Below are 20,617 nucleotides of genomic sequence, written 5' to 3'. Positions count from 1 at the left end.
GCGGTCCGGCCCAGGCCCGTGCCTACTAAGTCCGTGCTGGCGAATTTGCGCCAACGTTGCCTGGTCGGCCAGGCCATGGCGCTGGTGCTGTGGAACGCTCCGGCCTTCGCGCGGAACGTGATCACGCCCGACGGGCGGACACAGACCAATGTCTCCGTCAGCGGCGCGACCACGACGATCACCACCCAGACGGTGTCCGGCAATGCCGGCTACAACTCGTTCTCGCGCTTCGAGCAGGCGGGCGGCACGACCGTCAACATGCACCTGCCGCAGAATACCGGTGCGCTGGTCAATATCGTCCGCAACGGCCCCGTCGTCGTCAACGGCATCCTGAATTCCTACAAGAACGGCCAGATCGGCGGGCACGTCTACTTCTCGGACTCCGCCGGCTTCACGGTCGGGCCGTCCGGAGTGATCAACACCGGACAGCTCACAGTCAACACGCCGACGCGCGACTTCCTCGAGCAGGTGATCGGCCCCAACGGCGTCGTCAACGAGACGATGGCCGCGAGGCTGAGAGCCAACGACATTCCGATCTCGCCCGACGGCGCGATCTCGATCGAGGGCCGTATCAACGCCAAACGCGGCGTGACGCTGTACGGCAGCTCCGTCAGCGTCGCCGGGCAGATCACGGCCAATGCCGCCCCCATCGATATCGGTGAACGCAGGCGGCGTCACCAGAACGCCTTCGCGGCCAGCGTCAACACCTCCGGCATCCGCCATGGCGGCGCGATGGTGGCGCGGCGCGGGGGCGGCATCGAGATCGTCGCGGCAGGCACGGCGAGCATTTCGGGCTCCCTGAGCGCCAATGCGACGGCGCGGCGCTCCGCCGGTTCGATCGTGGTGCGTTCCGGCCGGGGCACCACGATCACCCAGACGGCGCGGTTGAGCGCACAGGGGGCAGCGCCCTCGGCCAGGCTTGCGCAGGGCAGCGCCACCTCGGGCCAGGCCGCCGTCAACACCGGCGACGGCGGCAAGATCTCGATCACTTCCGACGCTGCGATCTCGATCGCCCGCGGAGCGCGCTTTGAGGCAAGCGCGGCGCAAGGCGTCGCCGGCAAGGGCGGCGAGATCAAGGTCTTCGCCGGCACCAATCTCGATGTCGAGAGTGGCGCGATCTTCAGGGGCAAGGGCGGCCTGACCGGCGATGGCGGCTTCACCGAACTCAGCGCGACGAAGACGGTCACGCTGGGCGCGGTCGATGTCGATCTTTCCTCCCGCTCGGGCAAGGCCGGCCTGCTCTATATCGACCCGACAGACCTGATCATCGGGACCGGCGGCAGCGCCAGCATGATCACCAACGGCACGGATGTGTCGCTGCAGGCCACCAACAGCATCACGATCGCCGCCGACGGCGTCATCGACACGCGCCAGTTCAACCGTTCCGCCAATGGCGGCGTGCTCTCAGCCGCGAACCCCTCGACCGGCAATTCCGGCTCGATCCTGCTGACGTCCCCCAATATCAGCGTGTTCGGCTCGCTGCTCGCCGGCGTCAGCACCGGCAGCGCCTATACCGCCGGCGATGTCACGCTCGACGCGACGACATCGGACATCCGGATCGCCGGCATGGCCAGCGCGACCTCGACCATCGACATTCACGGCACGATCACGGGACGAGACATTTCGCTGAAGGCGGATGCGACGGCCGTCGCCTCCTATGTCGATCCCTCCGCCGGGCCGCTGCTGGCGCTGGCGGCGCAGAGCGTGGGCGGCATCCTCTTTGGCCTGAACGGCGGCTATGTCGGCAGCCAGGTGCTGAGCCGCATCCGGGTCGTCGACGACGCGACGATCGAGGCGACGCGCGACGTCAGCATCACCGCCAAGGCCCGGCAGGAGGCCTCGCTGCCCGCGATCACGCTAAGCGGCGGAAACCCGTTCGCGGCGGCGGTATCGATCGGCGAGATCATGGGAACGGTCACCGCCGACGTCGCGTCGGGCGCGACGATCAAGGTCGGCCGCAACCTCACCGTCAACGCCGAGAACGACGTCAAGCTCGCTGTCTCGGCCATCTCGATCTCGGTCGGCACCGGCCTGGTCGCCGCGACCGTCGCCTATGGCTATGTCGATGTCACCACCGCCGCGAAGGTCCACTCCGGCGCGACGGTCACCGCGGGGGCGACCAGCGGCTTCGGAACCGTCAGCGTCACGGCCAAGAACACCAATTCCTTCTCGACCTCCTCGACGGCCGTGGCGGCCTCGGGTGGCGTCGCCGGCATCGCCGTCGCCTATTCCGAGTACAAGGCGGAAGCCGATGCGCTGCTCGGCGCCTCGCTGGGCACGAGCGCCGACAAGGTCCAGAACGTCACGGTCCAGGCCCTTTCGGACACGACGAAGAATGCGACGAGTTCCTCGACCACAGTCGGCGACAACACCCTCTTCAATGCCGGCCCGGCGGGCTCGACGGTCTCGACGCTGCTCAGCCAGCTCCTCGGCAAGCTATCGACTGCCGGATCGACGGTTCCGGTCAGGGTCGGCAGCGCCCTCACCATCGCCGACAGCAATCTGAGCGCCAAGGCCGCGATCGCGGCCGATCCCGGCGGCACCGCGCCGACGATCCATGCCTCGGGCAATGTCGTGGTGGCAGCCCGCCAGCGCGATTTTGGCCTGCGCCTGCTCGCCGACAGTTCGACGAACTCGAACTCCACGGATCCGTCCTCGACCAACCCGGAGGCCGAGATCTCGCTGTCTTTCGGCATCGCGGTCGGCAGCTTCAAGCACGACGCGACCGCCACGGTCGGCTCAGGCGTGACGATCAACGCCAGCCGGATCGGCGTCGCGGCGCTCAACGAGATCCCGATCTCGAACACCTGGACGAACTGGTCCGGGCTCGGCGAGGTCTTCTCGCATCTCAACGGCAATCTCGGCATCGTCAACAACATCCTGACGAGCTACGCCAACGCCTCCTCGTCATCGACCGATCTCGGCCTGGCCGGCGCGATCGACTATTTCCGCGTCAGCAACAACACATCCGCCTATGTCGCCAGCGGCGCGACGCTGAACCAGACCACGGGGATAGGCGCGTGGTCGACCGACCTTGCCAGCAACTATGTCCAGAACTGGAGCCAGGGCGTCAGCATCGTTGCCGACACCGACCAGCATTCGATCGATGTCGGCGGCAATTTCGGCTTCTCCGGCGGTGTCAATGGCGGCACCGGCTCGGCGGCGGGCGGCGGCCTGCTCGACATCGGCCGCAGCAGCAAGACGGTGGCGGCCGTCGCCGCCGGCGCGACGATCACCGCCACCGATCTCTCGGTCACCGCCAACACCTCGGACAAGATGTTCGTGATCGCGACGACGTCCGGACGCTCGTCCGGGTCGATCGTGCTCAGCGGCATGGTTTCGCTGTCGGGCATCCAGAACCAGACGCTGGCTTCGATCAGCAACGCGGCGAGCGTCACCGCCAACACCGTCTCCGTCAAAGCCGACCAGTTCGTCTCGGTCTTCGCGCTCAGCGGCGCGCTGGTGCTCGGTGGCGGCAACGGCGTCGGCATCTCGGTGGCGGTGCTCGACGCGGGAAGCGTCACGCGCGCCTATGTCGGCGATAACTCCGACGACCTCTCGGACGACAGGCTCGCTGGGATCGCGCCGCAAGGGCTGATCACGACGGGCTCGATCGCCGTCGAAGCCGCGACGACCGGCCGCATCACGGCGGCATCCGTCGCCGCGGCGGTCGCCGACGGAACGGTCGCGATCACCCTGCCACCCGGTACGAGCAAGGTGGTCCGCGACGCGATGGCGAGCTTCGCGAAGACGAGCAGCAGCGGCCCCAGCCTCTCGGCCTCCGGCACGGCCGCCGTGGCGCTGACCACGATGGGCACCTCGGCCTGGATCGACGGCGCGCGGTTGCAGAAGAAGGACAACGCCGGACTGAAAACCTCGGTCAGGGCGCTGAACTCGACGATCATCGAGGTCGGCTCGGGCGCGGCGGCGGCGAACCTTGCCGGCACGTCGGGCGCCAGCGGAGCGATCGCCGGCGCGGTCGCGATCGGCGTCCTCGACAACAGCACCGATGCGCGGATCGGCGGTTCAACCTTGACCGGCGTCCGCGACACCGACGTCCAGGCGATCGCGGGCGGCCGGGCGACGATCGTCGGCGTCGGCCTCGCGGTCTCGGCCGGCGGCAATGGCGCGGCCGCGATCTCCGCGGCGGTCGGGCTGGTCACCAACCGCGTCTCGGCCTTGATCGCCAACTCCGCCATCACCGGCGATTCCACGACGTCGGTCTCGAAGATCGCGAGCGTCAACGCCTATCAGACCACCGATATCGGCATCGGCGGCGGCTCCGCCTATCTCGGCGCGCAGTCGGGCGTCGGCCTGTCGCTGAGCTATGCCAGCATCGGCGATCCGAGCGGGGAGGACGCGGTCAGCGCGACCATCCGAAACTCCAGCCTGGTCAATCTCAACGGCCTGAACGTCGTCGCCTCGAATTCGAGCCGGATCGCATCGGGCGCGATTACCGTCGGCCTCGGCGGCAACGGCCTGTCGGGCGCCTTCGTCTTCAACAACGTCAAGACGAGCACGAAGGCGCAGATCAGCGGCACGGCCGGTGCGCCGCCGACGATCACGATCGGCGGCGACGTCGTCGTCACGGCAGACAGCAGCCGCGACGTGACCTTCAACGCCATCATCGCCGGCCGCCAGACCTTCGCGCAGGCCGATCAGGCGCAGGTCGATTTCAGCGGCTCCGCCGCCAATGGCGGCGACCCCAACCCGAACGGGGCGGCGATCGTCGCCGTGACCGGCTCTGCGCAAGTGGGCCGCAACAATGTCGGCATCTCCTTGCTCAGCAACGAGGTGGCGCAGTCCCACATCGCCACGATCGACGACGTCATCCTGACGGCGACCGGCGACGTCTCGGTGCGGGCCCAGGACGGCGCGAGCATCACCGGCGTCGCGATCGGGCTCGGCGGGGCCAGCGGCCAGTTCGCCGGCGTCGCCTCGGTGGCGCTGCAGTCGGTCGATAATGTCGTGCGTGCCGGGATCACCGGCACGGGCACGATCATCACGGCCCGCGACATCCTGCTGAACGGCAGCACGACCGCCACCATCCGCGGCACGGCCGGCTCGCTCGGCCTCGGCTTCGGCTCGGCCGCGGTCGGCCTCTCCGTCGTCGAGAACAGCATTGAAAACAGCGTCAGTTCGACGATCGAGGATGCGCGCCTGCGCGCCTCGCGCGATCTGCTGGTCCAGAGCCAGTCGGCCGGCACGATCTCGACCTTGTCGATCGGCATCGCGATCTCGCGCCAGGTCGGCCTTGCCGGCTCGGTCGCCACCAGCAGCGTCGCGACCGACGTCGCCGCGACCGTGAAGCGCGCCGACATCATCGCCGAGAACAATGTCGGCGTGATCGCGACCAATCGTGACGGCATCGCGGTCTCGGCGGGCGCGCTTGGCGCGGCCGGCGGCTCGCCCAGCGTCGCCGGCGGCCTTTCGATCGTGAGCAACACGATCGGCGGCAGCACCATTGCCTCGATCAGCGAGAGCAGCTCGGTCGATGCGCGCGTCAACGGCACCGGGTCGCTGAGCTTCGCCAGTGGCGCGGTCGTCAGCCCACCGAGCCTGTCCAGCCCGACCGGCCCCTCGACCAGCCTGCCCGACCTGGCGATGGCCCAGCGCAGCCTGCGCGGTCTGGCCGTGATCGCGACCTCGCAGCAGGCTGTGATGGCCAATGCCGTCACCGCCGGCATCGCGGTCTACCCGATCAGCGGCGCGGTCGGCTACGTCACCATCCGCAACTCGCTCGGTGGAACGACCTCGGCCACGATCGACGGCAGCACGATCGACACGCGGCTGAACGGCGGCCAGAACCCAACCGCGATCGTGGTCGACGCCGCCAGCCATTCCTATGCCGGCAGCTACATCGTCGTCGGCGCGATCGGCGGTGCGGCCGGTGCCGGCGCCGACGCGCAGACCACGCTGAAGCGCCAGACGAGCGCCGCGCTGACCAACTCGACCACGGGCACGATCGCGACCAGCCAGGCCGGGCTCGGCGGCGTCGGCGCGGTCGAGGTCGCGGCGGTGTCCTCGCAAGCCTCGACCGGCAAGACGATCGGCTTTTCGGCCGGCGTCGCCGGCGCGGCGGCGACCGGCCTCGTCAACAGTTTCGAGGCGGTCACGACCGCGAACATCGACCAGGGCATCCTCAACGCAGCCTCGCTGCGCGTCACCGCCGACAGCGTGAACGGCTTCTACGGTGTCGCCGGCGTCGGCTCCGGCGGCGGCGTCGCGCTCGGCAGCGCCTTCGTCGTGGCCCGCAGCCAGAGCACCACGCTGGCGACGATCGGCGGCGGCGCCAATGTCACGACGCTCAACCTGAACGGCCGGCTCGACGTGCTGGCGACCAGCACCAACAGCTTCACCGCGCTTGCGGCCGGCGGCTCGGCCGCGGGCCTGGTCGGCATCGCCGGCATGGTCAACCTGATCGACGTCGCCAACACGACGCGCGCCGGGCTCTACGGTGTCGTATCGAGGCAGGCGCCGACGCCGATCCAGAGCCTGGCCGGCCAGAGCATCGACGGCTCGCTCAACGTGATCGCACGCGAGACCACGACGATCACGCCGGAGACGGGCGTGGCCGCCATCGGCGGCGCCGGCGTCGGCCTCGGTTCCGCGACCAATGTCGCGAGCCTCGACTCGAGCGTGCTTGCAGACCTCTCCGGCAGCACGGTCTCGACGACCGGCGCGGTCGTGGTCCAGGCCGTGAGCGACCGCAGCGTCGATGCCAACGCCTTCACCATCGGCCAGGGCGGCTCGATCGGGCTCGGTGCGGCCGTCAACGTCATCTCGGTCGGCACGGGCGCGCCGGCCGGCGCGGATCTCAATATCAACGGCGACGGCACGCTCTCGCGCGTCAACCAGCTCACCGCCGTCGATCCCGGCTTCACGCTGAGCACCAGCGGGCTTGCGACCTATCGCACGCTGCGCGGCGCCTACGCCTCGGGCGCGACCGACGACCAGCTGCGCACCACGGCCAATGCCGAATATCTGGCGCTGATCCAGAACGGCACCGTCGTCAACGGCGTGCTGACCCTGACCGCCAGCGGCGTGCAGGCGCTGCGCTCCAACGCCGCCATCGCGCTCTTCGTGCCGACAGCGACCGACCAGCAGGTGCGCGACTATGCAGCGGCGCGCTACACCGCGCTGCAGGCGGCCAAGCTGCAATATGTCATCGGCGACGCCGGTCTGAACTCCTATCGGCAGGTTCTCGAGGTGGCGACGCCGAACCTCACCGACGCGCAGGTCAAGATCGCCGCCGACGCAGCCTATGCCACGCTGCTCGCCAATGGTGTCCCGGTGAACGGGCTCTACTCGCTGCGCGGGTCGAGCGCAGCCGTCTATCAGGCCGCCGCCGACGCCGAGCTCGGCCGCACGGCGACCTTCAGCGAAGTGAGTGCATACGCCGCCTCGCAATATGCCTGGTTCACCAGCAACCGCGCCCGCACAGCGACACCGAGCGCGATCAGCGCCACGGCCCTGCTCGATTCGAGCGGTGCGCAGACCGGCGCGACCGCGCTCGGCGGGTCGATCACCGCCAGCTCGGTCTCGGTCACCTCGACCTCGAAGACCTCGACCGAGAACACCGCGCTCGGCATCGGCGTCGGCGGCATCGGCGTTGGCGCGGCGCTCGGCTACACCACGGTCGCCGACAATGTCGGCGCCCGGCTCGACCAGGCGACGGTGACGACGGGTTCGATCACGGTCAACGCCTCGGCCATCGATGGCGCCGGCGGCGTGGCGTCCAGGATCGACGTCAAGGCCGGCGCGGGCTCGGGCACGGCTTCCGCCGGCGCGGCGGTGGCGCAGGGCGCGGTTTCGAACACCATCACGGCCAGGCTCGGCGGCACGCTCACGGTCACCGGCGCGACGACGGTCGGCACGTCGGCGACGCAAGGCTCGCGCGCCGACGCGCTCGGCGCGGCGGCGGCGGGCGGCGGCGCGCTCGGCATCTCGATCGCCAAAAGCAGCCTCGACGGCACGGCGACGTCGAATGTCGCGGCCAACACCACGCTCTCGGGCGGAACATCGCTCACGGTCGATGCCAGCAGCGCCGGCATCTCCTATGCCTCGGCGACCGCCGGCGCAGGCGGCTTGCTGGTCGCCGGCACGGGCGCCGACGCCCGCGCCAGCGATTCCTCGCGCGTCGAGGCTCATCTCGGCGACAATGCCAGCGTCAATGTCGGGACCGGGGCGATCCGCGTGACCGCGACCGCGACGCCCGACGCCAAGGCCGCCGCCTATGGCGTCTCGGTGACGGGCGGGCTCGCCGTAGGCGCGGCGATCTCGCGCGCCACCACCAACCAGACCGTGATCGCGGCGATGGATGGCGGAGCCGCCGCCCAGCGCGCGCTCACCGCCGGCAGCCTCTCGATCCTGGCGACCAGCACGATCTTCGGCACGCCCGTGACCTCGATCGGCGGCTCGCCCGGCGCGACCAGCACGTTCAGCCGCGGCGGCACCGGAGCCGCCGCCTGGTCCTTCTCCGGCTCTGGATCCTACTATGCCAGCGCCGTCGGCTCGGACGCGCAGGCCGTCAACACCTCCACGGTCACCGCCTCGGCGGGCAACAATGTCCGGCTGCCGGCCGGCACCGTCGCGATCAACGCGACCAATACGACGCGCCAGATCGCCTCGGCGACCGGCTTCTCGATCGCCGGCAAATACTCGATCGGCGCCGTACTGGCCAAGGCGAGCTCGACGGCGACGACGAGCGCGACGCTCGGCGACGACGCCCGCCTGCTGGGCAACAGCGCGACGAGCTTCAGCCTGATTGCAGCGGGCAGCGACACGCAGATCGCCAGCGCCACATCGGGCAGCGGCGGACTGATCTCCGGTGCCGGCGCCTCGGCCGATACCGCCAACACCGCCACGGTCACGGCTAGCATCGGCGCGCGTACGCAGATCGGGGCCAACACCATCCTGGTCAATGCGAGCCACACCGACCAATACGCCAACCGGGTCGATGCGACACAAGCGGCCGCGCTGGGCGCCAGCGCCTCGCTGGCCAGTCACGACGCGACCTCCCATGTGAAGGTCGACATCGGCGCGTCCGCCATCTTCGTTGCGCTCGGCAACGGTACCAACGGCTGCTACGTCACCACCTGCGTCCAGGGCATCGAGCTCGAGAGTCGCAACATCTTCACCCAGCTCGCGCTCGGCGACACGATCAGCGCCGGCGCGGGCGGCGGCATCAACGGCGTCGGCGCGAAATCGACGACCGACGTGGACGGCTGGTCGAAGGTCGTGATCGGCGACAACGCCAACTTCACCAGCGGCGGCAGCGCCGTCTCCTCGCCCGGCCCGATCGCGATCCAGGCGATCACCGAACTGAACGCCAACGACACGGTGACGCTGACCACCGGCGGTGCGCTGCAAGGCGCCGGCGTCACCTCGCAATACCGCGCCCGCGATGTCGACAACGAGGTCACGCTCGGAACAGGCGTCACGCTGACCTCCTCCGGCACGATCAATATCGGCACCTACACCACCGCGACGGTCAAGACGAACGCGCTCGTCACGACCTATGGCCTCGCCGCCGTCGGCGTCGCCGAGGCCGATACCGACATCATCACCAACCAGACCGTCACGATCGGCGCCAACAGCACGCTGACCGGCCTCGACAACGTCAACATCACCGCCGGGCGCGACGCCTCGGGCCTGTTCATGACCTCGATCCTGGGCGACGCCACGGCGATCGGCTATGTGCGCGGCGTGATCGCGGTGCCCGACGCCGACGCCTCGACCGACCTGCAGAACCGGGCGCAACTGAACGTCAACACCGGGGCGGCGCTGCTCAGCGCCCAGAATGTCACGCTCGGCGCCTATAACGGCATAGTGACGCCCAATGCCGACGGCGCCGGCCACGGCTTCCAGCTCTATTTCATTCCGGTGACGCAGCGCGACGAGAGCCCGGGCGCCTCGGCGACCTCGACGGTGGTGATGAACGGCCGCGCCGTCGGCGGCGTGTTCCACGAGCAGGAGATCATCATCGGCTGCGGCACCGGCGGCCTGTCGATCTGCGATCTCGGCGCGACGCCGACCGTCTATGTGAAGGCCGGCGGCGCGCCGGTCGTGGTCAGCCGCGACGACGCGTTCGACGCGGTGGCCTATGTCCGCGCCAACTACACCACGACCAACGGAACGATCGACGACACCGCAGTCGCCGACACACTGGTCGGAGGCATCTCCTCGGGGCTGGTTCGGGCCTACCGGATCAGCCAGCTCTATGCGGCCGGCGGCAACGTCTTCGTCAATGGCGACACCATCCAGGGCAATGGCTCGCTGACCGCCAATGGCGGGCCGACGATCAAGGTCGTCAACAACAGCGCCGCCTATCTGATCCTCGACGCCGGCGCCTATATCCCCGACCTCTCGACCGGGCAGATCCTGTTCACCGGCGCAGCCCAGGGCCAGGCCGGGCTTACCCAGACCAGGTTCAATGCCAACGGCACGGCCAGCGTCATCATCAACAACGCCTATACCCGCGACGATATCGGCGGCTACGGGCCGGCGCTGATGATCGCCGGCGACATCAGCAATCTCGGTGGCCTGGTCTCGATCAACAATACGCAGGGCTCATTCGGCTTCTCGGGCCAGCGCATCGACTCGCTGCAGTTCAACGTCACGGTGCCCAATGGCGCCGTCGCGATCTCCTCGAACGGCCCCAACGGCATGTACAATGCCGGCGCCTCGCCGCAGGCCGAGTGGAACCACGCGATCACCTATCCCGGCGCCACGCCCGGTGCGGCGTCGCAGAGCTACGTCATCAACGACACGATCAACGCGATCGGCAACACGCTCTATTTCGGCTCCGGCGGCAGCCTGAACTACAATCTCTATCACCGGATCGAGGATGGCGGGGATCCGGGGATGCGCTACAGCACCATCCTCTACGGCAACTGCATCGGCTATGGTGCGACCGGCTACAACTGCCAGGGCGGCTACGATTTCGGCAACGGCATCTACTTCGCCCAGATCCCGGTCGTGCCGAAATATTACCAGCCGAACGTCCAGGCGCAGGGCGGCGGCACGCAGATCTACGGCGCGCAGGTCGCGATCAAGGCCACGATCATCAACGTCAACGCCTCGATCGAGGCCGGGCGCGTCACCAACCAGTCGGTCGTTCTGGGCGATAACCTGATCCAGGCGCTCGGCTTCGCGATCTTCAACTACAACACCTATGGCTACGGCGCGCCTGTGGTCGATCTCACCAACGATACGCGCCTGATCAACTACGGCAGCGCGGCCGGCTCCTACAGCGTCCTCAACAGCGGCGACAAGCTGATCCCGGTCAGCTACGACATCCGCACCGGCCAGCTCAACATCAGCGACGTCAACGCCTCCTCGGGCGGCGGCTCGGTCCTGCTCGACGGCCAGATCATCAGCACGAACGCGCTCGGCCGCATCAAGATCAATGGCGGCTTCGGCCATGTCGACATCGTCAACAACAGCGGCCTGGAACTCGTCACCAACCGCATCAACACCGGCACGGCCAGCGGCGCCAACGCCAGCACGAGCAAGATCACGATCGTCGACCGGCTGATCCAGAACGGGCCGAACACAACCGTCTACGCCTATACGCCGGGCTCCGGCATCGCGATTTACAAGACCGTGAACGGCGCGCAGCCGATCCTGAGCGGCGTCGGCGCCACGACGCCTTTCTCCTTCATCGCCGGCGACAGCACGAGCTACAACCCCGTCGCGGGCACGCGCTACGAGTGGACGCAGCAGCTATGGGTCCACAAGGACGGCCTCACCATCAACGATCCGAATGCGCAGGGCGTCTGGCGCTATTCTTCGGGGTCGTCCAATAATCCGTGGCAGTTTGTTGCGGCTCCGGCCACCGGCATCTGGGGCGACGGCACCTCATCGGGCCCCGACTATTGGAACGTGACGAGCACGGCACAGGGCCGCCTCACCAATAACCAGTACTACTACATCAGCGACCCTGTCTTCTTCGAGACCCTGCAAGGCGGCGTCACGACGCTCGCCAACGCAATGCAGGGCTACGAACACTGCAACGGCGGCAATCCGAGCCTCTGCAGCCGCGATTTCCGCCAGGTGCCGGGCTCGACCGCCAACACCTACTGGAACTACAACTACGTCATCGACGCCTGGCTTCAGGTGACGGCTTCGGTGAAGGCCGACAACCCGTTCGCCGTCAGCTTCGCCGGCAATGCGAGCGGCCTCGTCACCATCACCTCGAACACGTCGATCCGTCAGCAGGGCAATATCATCAACCCGAGCGGCGCAACGACGATCACGGCCTCGGTCGGCAGCTTCACCCAGGCGCCCAACGTCTCGATCCTCAGCAACCACCTGACCCTGACCGGGCGCGATTCCGTCGGCACGGTCGCCGCGCCGATCCAGGCGACGCTGACGGCGGGCGCGGCCGTAGCGGCCTATTCCGGGGCCGGCGGCATCAATCTCAACATCGATTCCGACGCCAAGATCTGGCGCCTCAACGCCGATCTCGACGCCGCCTCCGGCCGCTATGGCGACATCAATCTCCGCGCCACCGGCGGGCTCGAGGTCGCAAGCTGGGCCGATCCGAACTACACCCATCTGCTCGGCAACAACATCACGATCAGCAGCCGGAACGGCGCCGTCGGCGGCATCAATACCCCGCTGCGCATGCAGGCGATGGCGACGACGCTGGCCAATGGCAGCCAGACCGGCGGCGTGGTCAACATCTCGGCGCAGGGCGATATCGGCATCAAGCAGCTCTCGGGCAATCTGCGCGTCGGGCTGATCGCCAGCACCGGCGGCAATGTCCGCGTCGACGTGGCCGCCGGCACGCTCAAGGCGGCCAATGCCCAGACGGCAGCGCAGTCGCTCTCGACCGAGCAGCTCTCGACGATCAAGAGCAAGCTCAAGCTGACCCAGGCCGACGGCGCCGACGCCGCGGCGCTCGCCAGCGTCGCCGTGTTCGAGCGCAACGTCACCCAGACCTACACGCTCTATTCCAGCCTGATCCGCAACGGCAGCGTCACCAACGGCGTCTTCACGCTCGACGCCGCCGCCACCGCGCTCTACCAGCCGCTCGCCGACGCCGCCGGGATGAGCGTCCCCGCCTATGTCGCGGACCGTTATGCGAGCTATGCCAGCGTATTCGAGAAGGCCTATGGCGCGAACTGGAACACGCTGGCGCGCTTCCAGGAGAACACGCTCGAAAGCAATTTCAGCTTCACCACCGCCTCGCCGGGCGCCGTGAGCGGGCTCGCCTCCTCCATCACCGCCAACGCCGTCTGGCAAACCGGCCAGCTCGTCGCCGCGATCGACCAGGCGGCGCTGCAGCCGGCATCGGGTGTCGTCGGCAACGGCACGGCAATCATCGTCGGCCGCGACGTGAGCCTGAACATCGGCGGCAGCATCGGCTCGCTGGCGCCCGACGTCAGCGTCGGCCTCGACACCATCCGCAACGGCACGCTGACCACGAGCCAGCTCCAGGCGCTTGCGGTCGCCACCACGCCGGGGTCGGTCAAGCTCTTCGGCACGAACGGAAGCGGCCAGCGCGTCGCGGTCTCCGACATCCACGCCGTGCCGATCGGCGTGACGCTGACCTCGGTCGACATCAGCCAGACCGCTCCGCTCTTCATCAGCGCGACCGGTACATTCTCCGGCACGGCCCAGGGCGACATCTATGTCCAGGCGACGACCGGCGCGCAGTCGGGCGGCGGCTCGCTCAATCTCGGACGCGTCACCGCCACCGGCGCGATCAACCTGCAAGCCCCGCAAGGGATCACCGTCGCGACCGCGCCGAACAGCACGACGCCGCTCAACGCGGTCCAGATCCAGGCCGGAACCGACCTGATCCTGACCGGAGCCGGCGGCGGCATCGGCTCGGCCGCAATGCCGCTGACCTACCAGATCGGCGGACGGCTGGTCTCGGCCTCGGCCGGCGCGGGCGACGCCTATCTCGTCGCCGCAGCCGGCAACGCCCAGATCGGCCGCATCTTCGCCTCCGGTACGGCCTCGCTCACGGCCGTCAGCGGCTCGATCCAGAGCTACCTGCCGGGCGTCGCGATCTCGGCTTCCACCATCGTGCTCAACGCGTCCGCCAATGTCGGCAGCGCCGTCACGCCATTCGCGGTCCAGGCCGCCGGCGATGGCGAGGTCTCCGGCCAGATCGGCGGCTCGGCCACGCTCTCGACGCCGACGCTCGCCAGCCAATCCGCCGTCGCGCTGCGGATCGGCGCTCTGACGGCCAATGCTGGGCTCTCGCTCGCAGCCGACGCCGAGGTGCGAATCCTGCGCAGCCTGTCGGCGACCACCGGGCCGCTCTCCATCACCGCCGGCGCGATCAGCATGGCCACTGGCGCGACCGTGCAATCCGGCGGGCGGATCACGCTCACCTCGCTCAGCGATGTGACGCTCGGGCGGGTCACGAGCACGCTCATCGCCCCCGCCGGCACCGCCTCCATCGCCGTTTCGGCTGCGGGAACTATCGCCGGCAATGGCGACAGCGTCGTAAATCTCGGCGCTGGCCAGGCCGGCGGCGTGATCGCGCTCAATGCCGGCAGCGGCATCGGCAGCAGCCTGGCGCCGGTGAGCTTCGACGCACCGAGCCTGTCGGCCAGCAGCCTGCAGGGCGGCGTCTACCTCAAGACCGCCACGACGGCGCGCGTCACGGCGCTGACGGCCGACACCGGCCCCGCCGGCCTGCTCGCGGCGGGCAACCTCACTGTCGATGCGCTGACCAGCGGCGGGGCGGCCAGCGTGACCTCGACAGCCGGGATGCTGACGATCGGCACCCTCAGCTCGGGCGGAGCCACAACCCTGAGCGCGGCGAATGCGCTCGGCGTGACATCGGCAACGACGACTGCAGGCGATCTCGCCCTCGTGTCGACATCCGGCGGCATCAACGCCACCACCCTGCATTCCGCCGGCGCGGCCACGCTCACCGCTCCCGGCGCGATCACCGTGGCGACGCTGACCAGCGGCGGCGGCACGAATGCGACCTCGTCGAGCAGCACGCTCGCTGTCACCACGCTGACCGCTGGCGGATCGAGCACGCTCGCCGCCTCCGGCACAGTCACGCTCGGCTCGGCGCAGACGACGACCGGAGATATCCTGGCCTCCTCGACGAATGCCGCGATCACGGCCGCCACGCTCAATGCTGCCCGAAACGCGATCCTGACCGCGACCGGGGGGATCTCGGTCACGACATCGCTGACCACTGGCGGCACGGCCTCCGTCACCTCGTCGGCCGGTTCGCTCGATCTCGCGGCCGTGACATCCGGCGGATCCGCCACGCTCAACGGTGCGACTGCCGTCACGCTTGGGTCGGCGCGGACCACCGCTGGCGATCTGTCCGTCTCCTCGATCAATGCCGGCATCACCGCGACCACCCTGGAGACGGCCGGAGCAGCCAGCCTCACCGCTCCAGGTGCAATCACCGTCACGACGCTGACCAGCAGTGGCAGCACGAGCGCGGCCTCGTCGGGCGGAACGCTCGACATCACGACCTTGACGGCGGATGCGACGACCGCCCTGTCGGCCTCGGGCGCCGTCACCATCGGCTCTGCTCAGATCACCAGCGGCGATCTCTTCGTCACTTCGACGACCGCCGGGATTACGGCCGCCACGCTCGATGTCGCCCGCAACGCAACGCTGATCGCTGCCGGGACTATCTCGATCACGACGTCGCTGACCACCGGCGGCACGGCCTCCGTCACCTCGTCTGCCGGAGCCCTCGATCTCGCGGCTATGACATCTGCCGGGTCCGCCACGCTCAGCGGAGCAACTGTCGTCACGCTGGGGACCGTGCGGACGACTGCCGGCGATCTGGCTGTGTCCTCGGCGACGGCCGGGATCATCGCAACCACACTCGATGCGGCCGACGCAGCCACGCTCACCGCTCCCGGCGCGATCACTGTCGCGACATTGACGAGCGGCAGTGGCACCAGCGCAACCTCCTCGGGCGGGACACTCGGCATCACCACGCTCACGGCCGGCGGAACCGCGACGCTGGCGGCCTTCGGCGCCGTCACGCTCGGCTCGGCTCAGACGACAGCCGGAGATCTCTTCATCTCCTCGACGAACGCCGGGATCGCCGCCGCCACGCTCGCTGTGGCCCGCAATGCGACGCTGACCGCCACTGGGGCGATCTCGGTCACGACATCCTTCACCACCGGAGGCACGGCGTCCGTCACCTCGTCCGGCGGGGCGCTCGATCTCGCGGCGCTGACATCGGGTGGCACAGCCACACTCAGCGGCGCGACAACCGTCACCTTGGGAACCGCCCGGACGACAGCCGGCGATCTGTCCGTCTCCTCGACCACCGGCACGATCGCCGCGACCACGCTGGATGCGGCTGGTGCGGCGACACTCACCGCTCCAGGCGCGATCCGCGTCACGACGTTGACCAGCGGCAATGGCACGAGCGCGAACTCTTCGGGCGGGACGCTCGGCATCACCACGCTCACAGCTGGCGGAACGACAGCGCTCGCTGCCTCCGGCGCCGTCACCCTGGGAACGGCGCGGACGACAGCCGGCGATCTTGCCGTGTCCTCGGCCAATGCCGGGATCACCGCGACCACGCTGGCGGCAGCTGGAGCAGCCACCCTCACCGCCCCAGGCGCGATCACGGTGGCGACGCTGACCAGTGGCGATGCCACGAACGCCACCTCCTCGGGCAGCACGATCGACATCACCACGCTCACCGCGGCAGGCGAAACGGCTCTCGCGGCGCATGATGCGGTCACGCTGGGCAGGGTCGAGACGAGCAGCGGCGCCATCCGCGTCACATCGAGCCATGCCGGCATCTCGGCTGCGACCCTGGTTTCGGCAGCCGGGCAGGATCTGGCCGCCTTCGGCGACATTTCCGGAACGACGCTGACAAGCGACGGCCAGGCCAGCATCCACTCGACAACGGGCAGGCTGACGATCGCGACGCTGAACGCGGGCGCGACCGCAACCCTGCAGGCCGCCGGCGCCATTGCGCTGGGCACGGCAACCACGACGGCAGGAGACCTCCTCGCGACATCGACGGGCGGCCGCCTGACCGCCACGACCATCCAGGCCTTCGGCTCGACGACCCTGAGCGCCGCCACGCTGCGCATCGACACGGTTGCGAGCGGCGGCGACGCCACGGCCACCACCCAACTCGGCGCCCTGGAAATCGGCTCGCTGACCAGCGGCGGCGTCACGCATCTGGATGCAGCTGGCGCGCTCATCGTTTCCAACTTGAGCGCCGGCGGTGCAGCCACGCTCTCTTCGCGGAATGCGACGATAGACCTCGCGACCGCGACGACAGGCGACACCGCCAGGCTCTCGGCCGCTGGCGCGATCAACCTGGGCACGCTCACAACGCGGGCCGGTGATATCGTCGCGACATCGCTCACTGCCGGCATCACGGCTACCTCGCTGGAAGCGGCAGGTGCGATCGCACTCGACGCAGCAGGTGCGATCGTCGTCCAGACGGCCAGCAGCGGGAGCGGAACGAGCGTTTCGACGCGCGCCGGGTTGACGATCGGCACGCTTGCGACCGGCGGCGACGCCACGCTCAGCGCTGCGAACATGCTGACCCTCACCAGCGTGACGAGTTCGGGCAACCTGTCGCTGCGCTCGACGGCAGACGGCATCACCGCCGCAACCCTGCGCGCCGACGGTCGCGCCGATCTTGTGGCGGCAGGGACCGTGACGATCAATGACCTGCGCAGCGGCGGCGCAACGGCCGTCTCCGGCAATATCATCGCCCTCACCGCACTCACCGCAGGCGAAAGCGCGAACGTGAATGGTCGCGGCGGGGTCACGCTCGGCAGCGTGCTGACGCAATCGGGCGATCTCTCCGTCGCATCCGAATTCGGCACGATCCGCGCCGGAACGCTCAATGCCTCCGCCGCGCTCCTGCTGCAGGCGCCCGGCGCCATCACCGTCGGCATCGCACGCAGCGCCGGCTCCGTCACTGCCACCTCCTCGGGCGCGGGCATCGATATCCAGACGCTCGTCGCTCACGACGACGTCACGCTCACGGCCGCAGAGGCCTTGCGCTTTGAAAGCCTGACGGCAGGTGGCTCGCTCCTGCTGAATTCGACCCGCGCCGGCGTCACCATCACCACCGCGCAGGCGGGTGAGGATATCGCCATCTCCGGGCAGGCGATCAGGTTCGGCGCACTCGACGCCGGCCGTTCCGCCAGCCTCGACAGCGCCGGCGATATCGACGGCGACAGCATCGTCGCCACCGATGCGCTCCTCGCGCGGGCCGGTCTCGGCGGCAGCGGCTCGATCCGGCTCGGCGTCGGCGCGGCGCGCAACGCGGAATTCTCCGCGCCCGACGATGTTCGCCTCGGTCGCTTCGGCGCGGGCGACAGCATCACCATCCTGGGGACGGACATCGCCTCCAGCATCGTGCAATTGCCCGGCGGCTCGGGCGCTCCGCTCGTGCTCGATATCGCGGGTCTGCGGGAGCGGACGGCGAGGTCCGCCGCCCTTACGATCGACGCATTGCGCTTCCGCGCCAACCGGATAGAAGTTACAGATGCAGCCATAACGACGAGCGCCAGCCGCTTCGACCTCGCTGCCAATTTCGTTCCGGGAGCTCTACGCTTGACCACACCCGGAATGACCGTCCTAGCCAATAATCGCAGCATCGCGCCAGTTCGCGGTTTCGATGTGCAGCTCTACCAGAAGGACCGGACCTTCTTCATCTCCGTCAACGGCAACCAATTGTCGTCGAACGCCTATATCGTGCGCTTCGACAGCACTATCGCGAATGTCGATACAGCGGATGGCGTCTCGCTGGTGCGTGACATGGCCCGGCTCGGCGTCATCGCGCCGGCGGGACCGAGCTTCGGCGACATCGCGCGCGGCTTCGTCTTGGGCGCTGACGGCCGCTGGCGCAGCACCGATCCCGAGACGACCGCCAGCCTCAGCGAAGGCAGTGGCCCGCGGGTGAATCTCGGCCAGTTCGGAAGCGACGGGGCCCAGCCTTGACGAGATATCCTCGCGAACAGCGCCGGCGCGAAGCCGCCCGCGCTGTCGCTCCGCTCCTGGCCGCCCTGCTTGGACTAGGACTTCCGAGCCTTGCACTGGCGCAGATCGCGCCTCGCACGATCGAGACGGAAGCCGAGCGCCAGCGCCTGGAAATCGAACGCCAGACCACCCCGCCGCGCCAAAGCGGCCCCGGCGTCGTGGCGCCGCCGCCCCTGCCGAAGCTGAGCTTTCCCGCGGGCGGGACGACGATCGTCCTGAAGCGCATCGACTTCGACACATCCGCCTTCCTGAGCGGAGCCGAGCTCGATGCGCTGCGTGCCCGCTATCTCGGCCGCAAGGTCGACCTGGCCGAGATCGGGAAGCTCGTCCAGGAGGTCAACGATCTCTACGCCGAGAAGGGGCAGGTCACCGCCAGCGCCATCCTGCCGCCGCAGAAGCTCGATGGCGGCGTGCTCAAGGTCGGGCTCATCGAGGGTCGCGTCGGCAAGATCAACGTCACTGGTGCAGTTCAGACCAGGCCATGGTATCTCGAATCGCAGATGCCGATCGCGCCGCAGAGCGTGGTGGATACGCCGACGCTGAACCGCCAGGTCTCGATCTTCAACCGCATCAACGAGGTGCAGTTGCGGGCTCAGCTGCGGGCGGGTGGCGAGTTCGGCCTGACCGATATCGAATTGGCGGCGACCGAACCGCCTCGCAACCTCGCCCAGATCTCCTATGACAATCAGGCGGTGAAATCGACCGGCCGCTATCAGGGCGTGCTGTTCCTGAAGAATCACGGCCTGCTCGGCCTCGACGACAGGCTGGTCTTTTACGGTTCGCGTTCGCGCGGCAGCATCCTCGGAAGCGGCAGCTACAGCATCCCGATCTCGCCCTTCGGCACGCGGCTGGGCATCAGCTATACGCGCTCGGCCTTCCATATCGTGACCGGAGCGATCAAGGAGCTACGGCCCGAGGGCATCTCGGAAAGCCGCGCGCTCAACCTCTCTCAGCCCATTTTCGCAACCGACGCAGTGCTGCTGCAGGCTGTCGCGAGCATCGGCAGCGGGATCAGCAGCAGCAAGCAGATCGACATCACGACGGCGCATAGCAGCAACACCAAGGCGTCCGGCGGACTTTCGCTCACCGTGTCGCTGCCGGGCTTCATGCATACGACCTCTCCGACGCTCTCCCGGGTCGCTTTCGAAGACAAGATCGGTCAGGCCAAGCGCAATCTGACGCTCTGGACCGGAAATACCTCGACGATCGCGCGCCTGAACGACGATATCTACGCTTCGCTCATCGGCGCCTGGCAATATACGAATGACAAGCAGCTTCCCGGCGACCAGATCTTCCAGATCGGCGGCCCGACCACGGTGCGCGGCTATCCGATTGGCGCCGCCTTCGGCGATTCAGGGTTTTACGGCCAGGCCGAGCTGCATTATGTGCTGCCCGAGCCGCTGAAGACCTTGGACGCCTTCGTCTTCCTCGATCACGGCATCACTTATGGGACAGTGCCTACGAGCATGCGCGCGACCTCCGTCGGCGCCGGCCTCGCCTGGCGGCCGACCGATTGGGCGACGCTGGAAGGCGGTATCGCGCGCCCGCTGGAGCGGGTCTCGGTCGTGCAGCGCGAGCACGAACTCTATTTCCGACTGACCTTGCGAAAGACCATCTAGATCAGTAACTTAGATCGTGACAACGG

The 20,617-nt window shown here is 68.6% G+C and carries 2 protein-coding genes; both read left to right on the top strand.

Annotated features, from left to right (window positions below):
* Positions 1–18 precede the first annotated feature (18 nt).
* Complete coding sequence (locus BHK69_RS17835) at positions 19–18,933, top strand: leukotoxin LktA family filamentous adhesin (RefSeq protein ID WP_158516235.1); 18,915 nt, start codon at positions 19–21, stop codon at positions 18,931–18,933.
* A complete protein-coding gene (locus tag BHK69_RS17830) occupies positions 18,930–20,591 on the top strand; it encodes a ShlB/FhaC/HecB family hemolysin secretion/activation protein (protein ID WP_069691265.1) in 1,662 nt (553 codons plus the stop codon). Before BHK69_RS17835 ends, BHK69_RS17830 begins: the two co-directional genes overlap by 4 nt.
* Positions 20,592–20,617: the final 26 nt, after the last annotated feature.

The organism is Bosea vaviloviae, assembly GCF_001741865.1.
GTDB lineage: Bacteria > Pseudomonadota > Alphaproteobacteria > Rhizobiales > Beijerinckiaceae > Allobosea > Allobosea vaviloviae.
The sequence above is the reverse complement of the archived record's forward strand: the minus strand, read 5'-3'. Positions and strand labels throughout refer to the sequence as shown.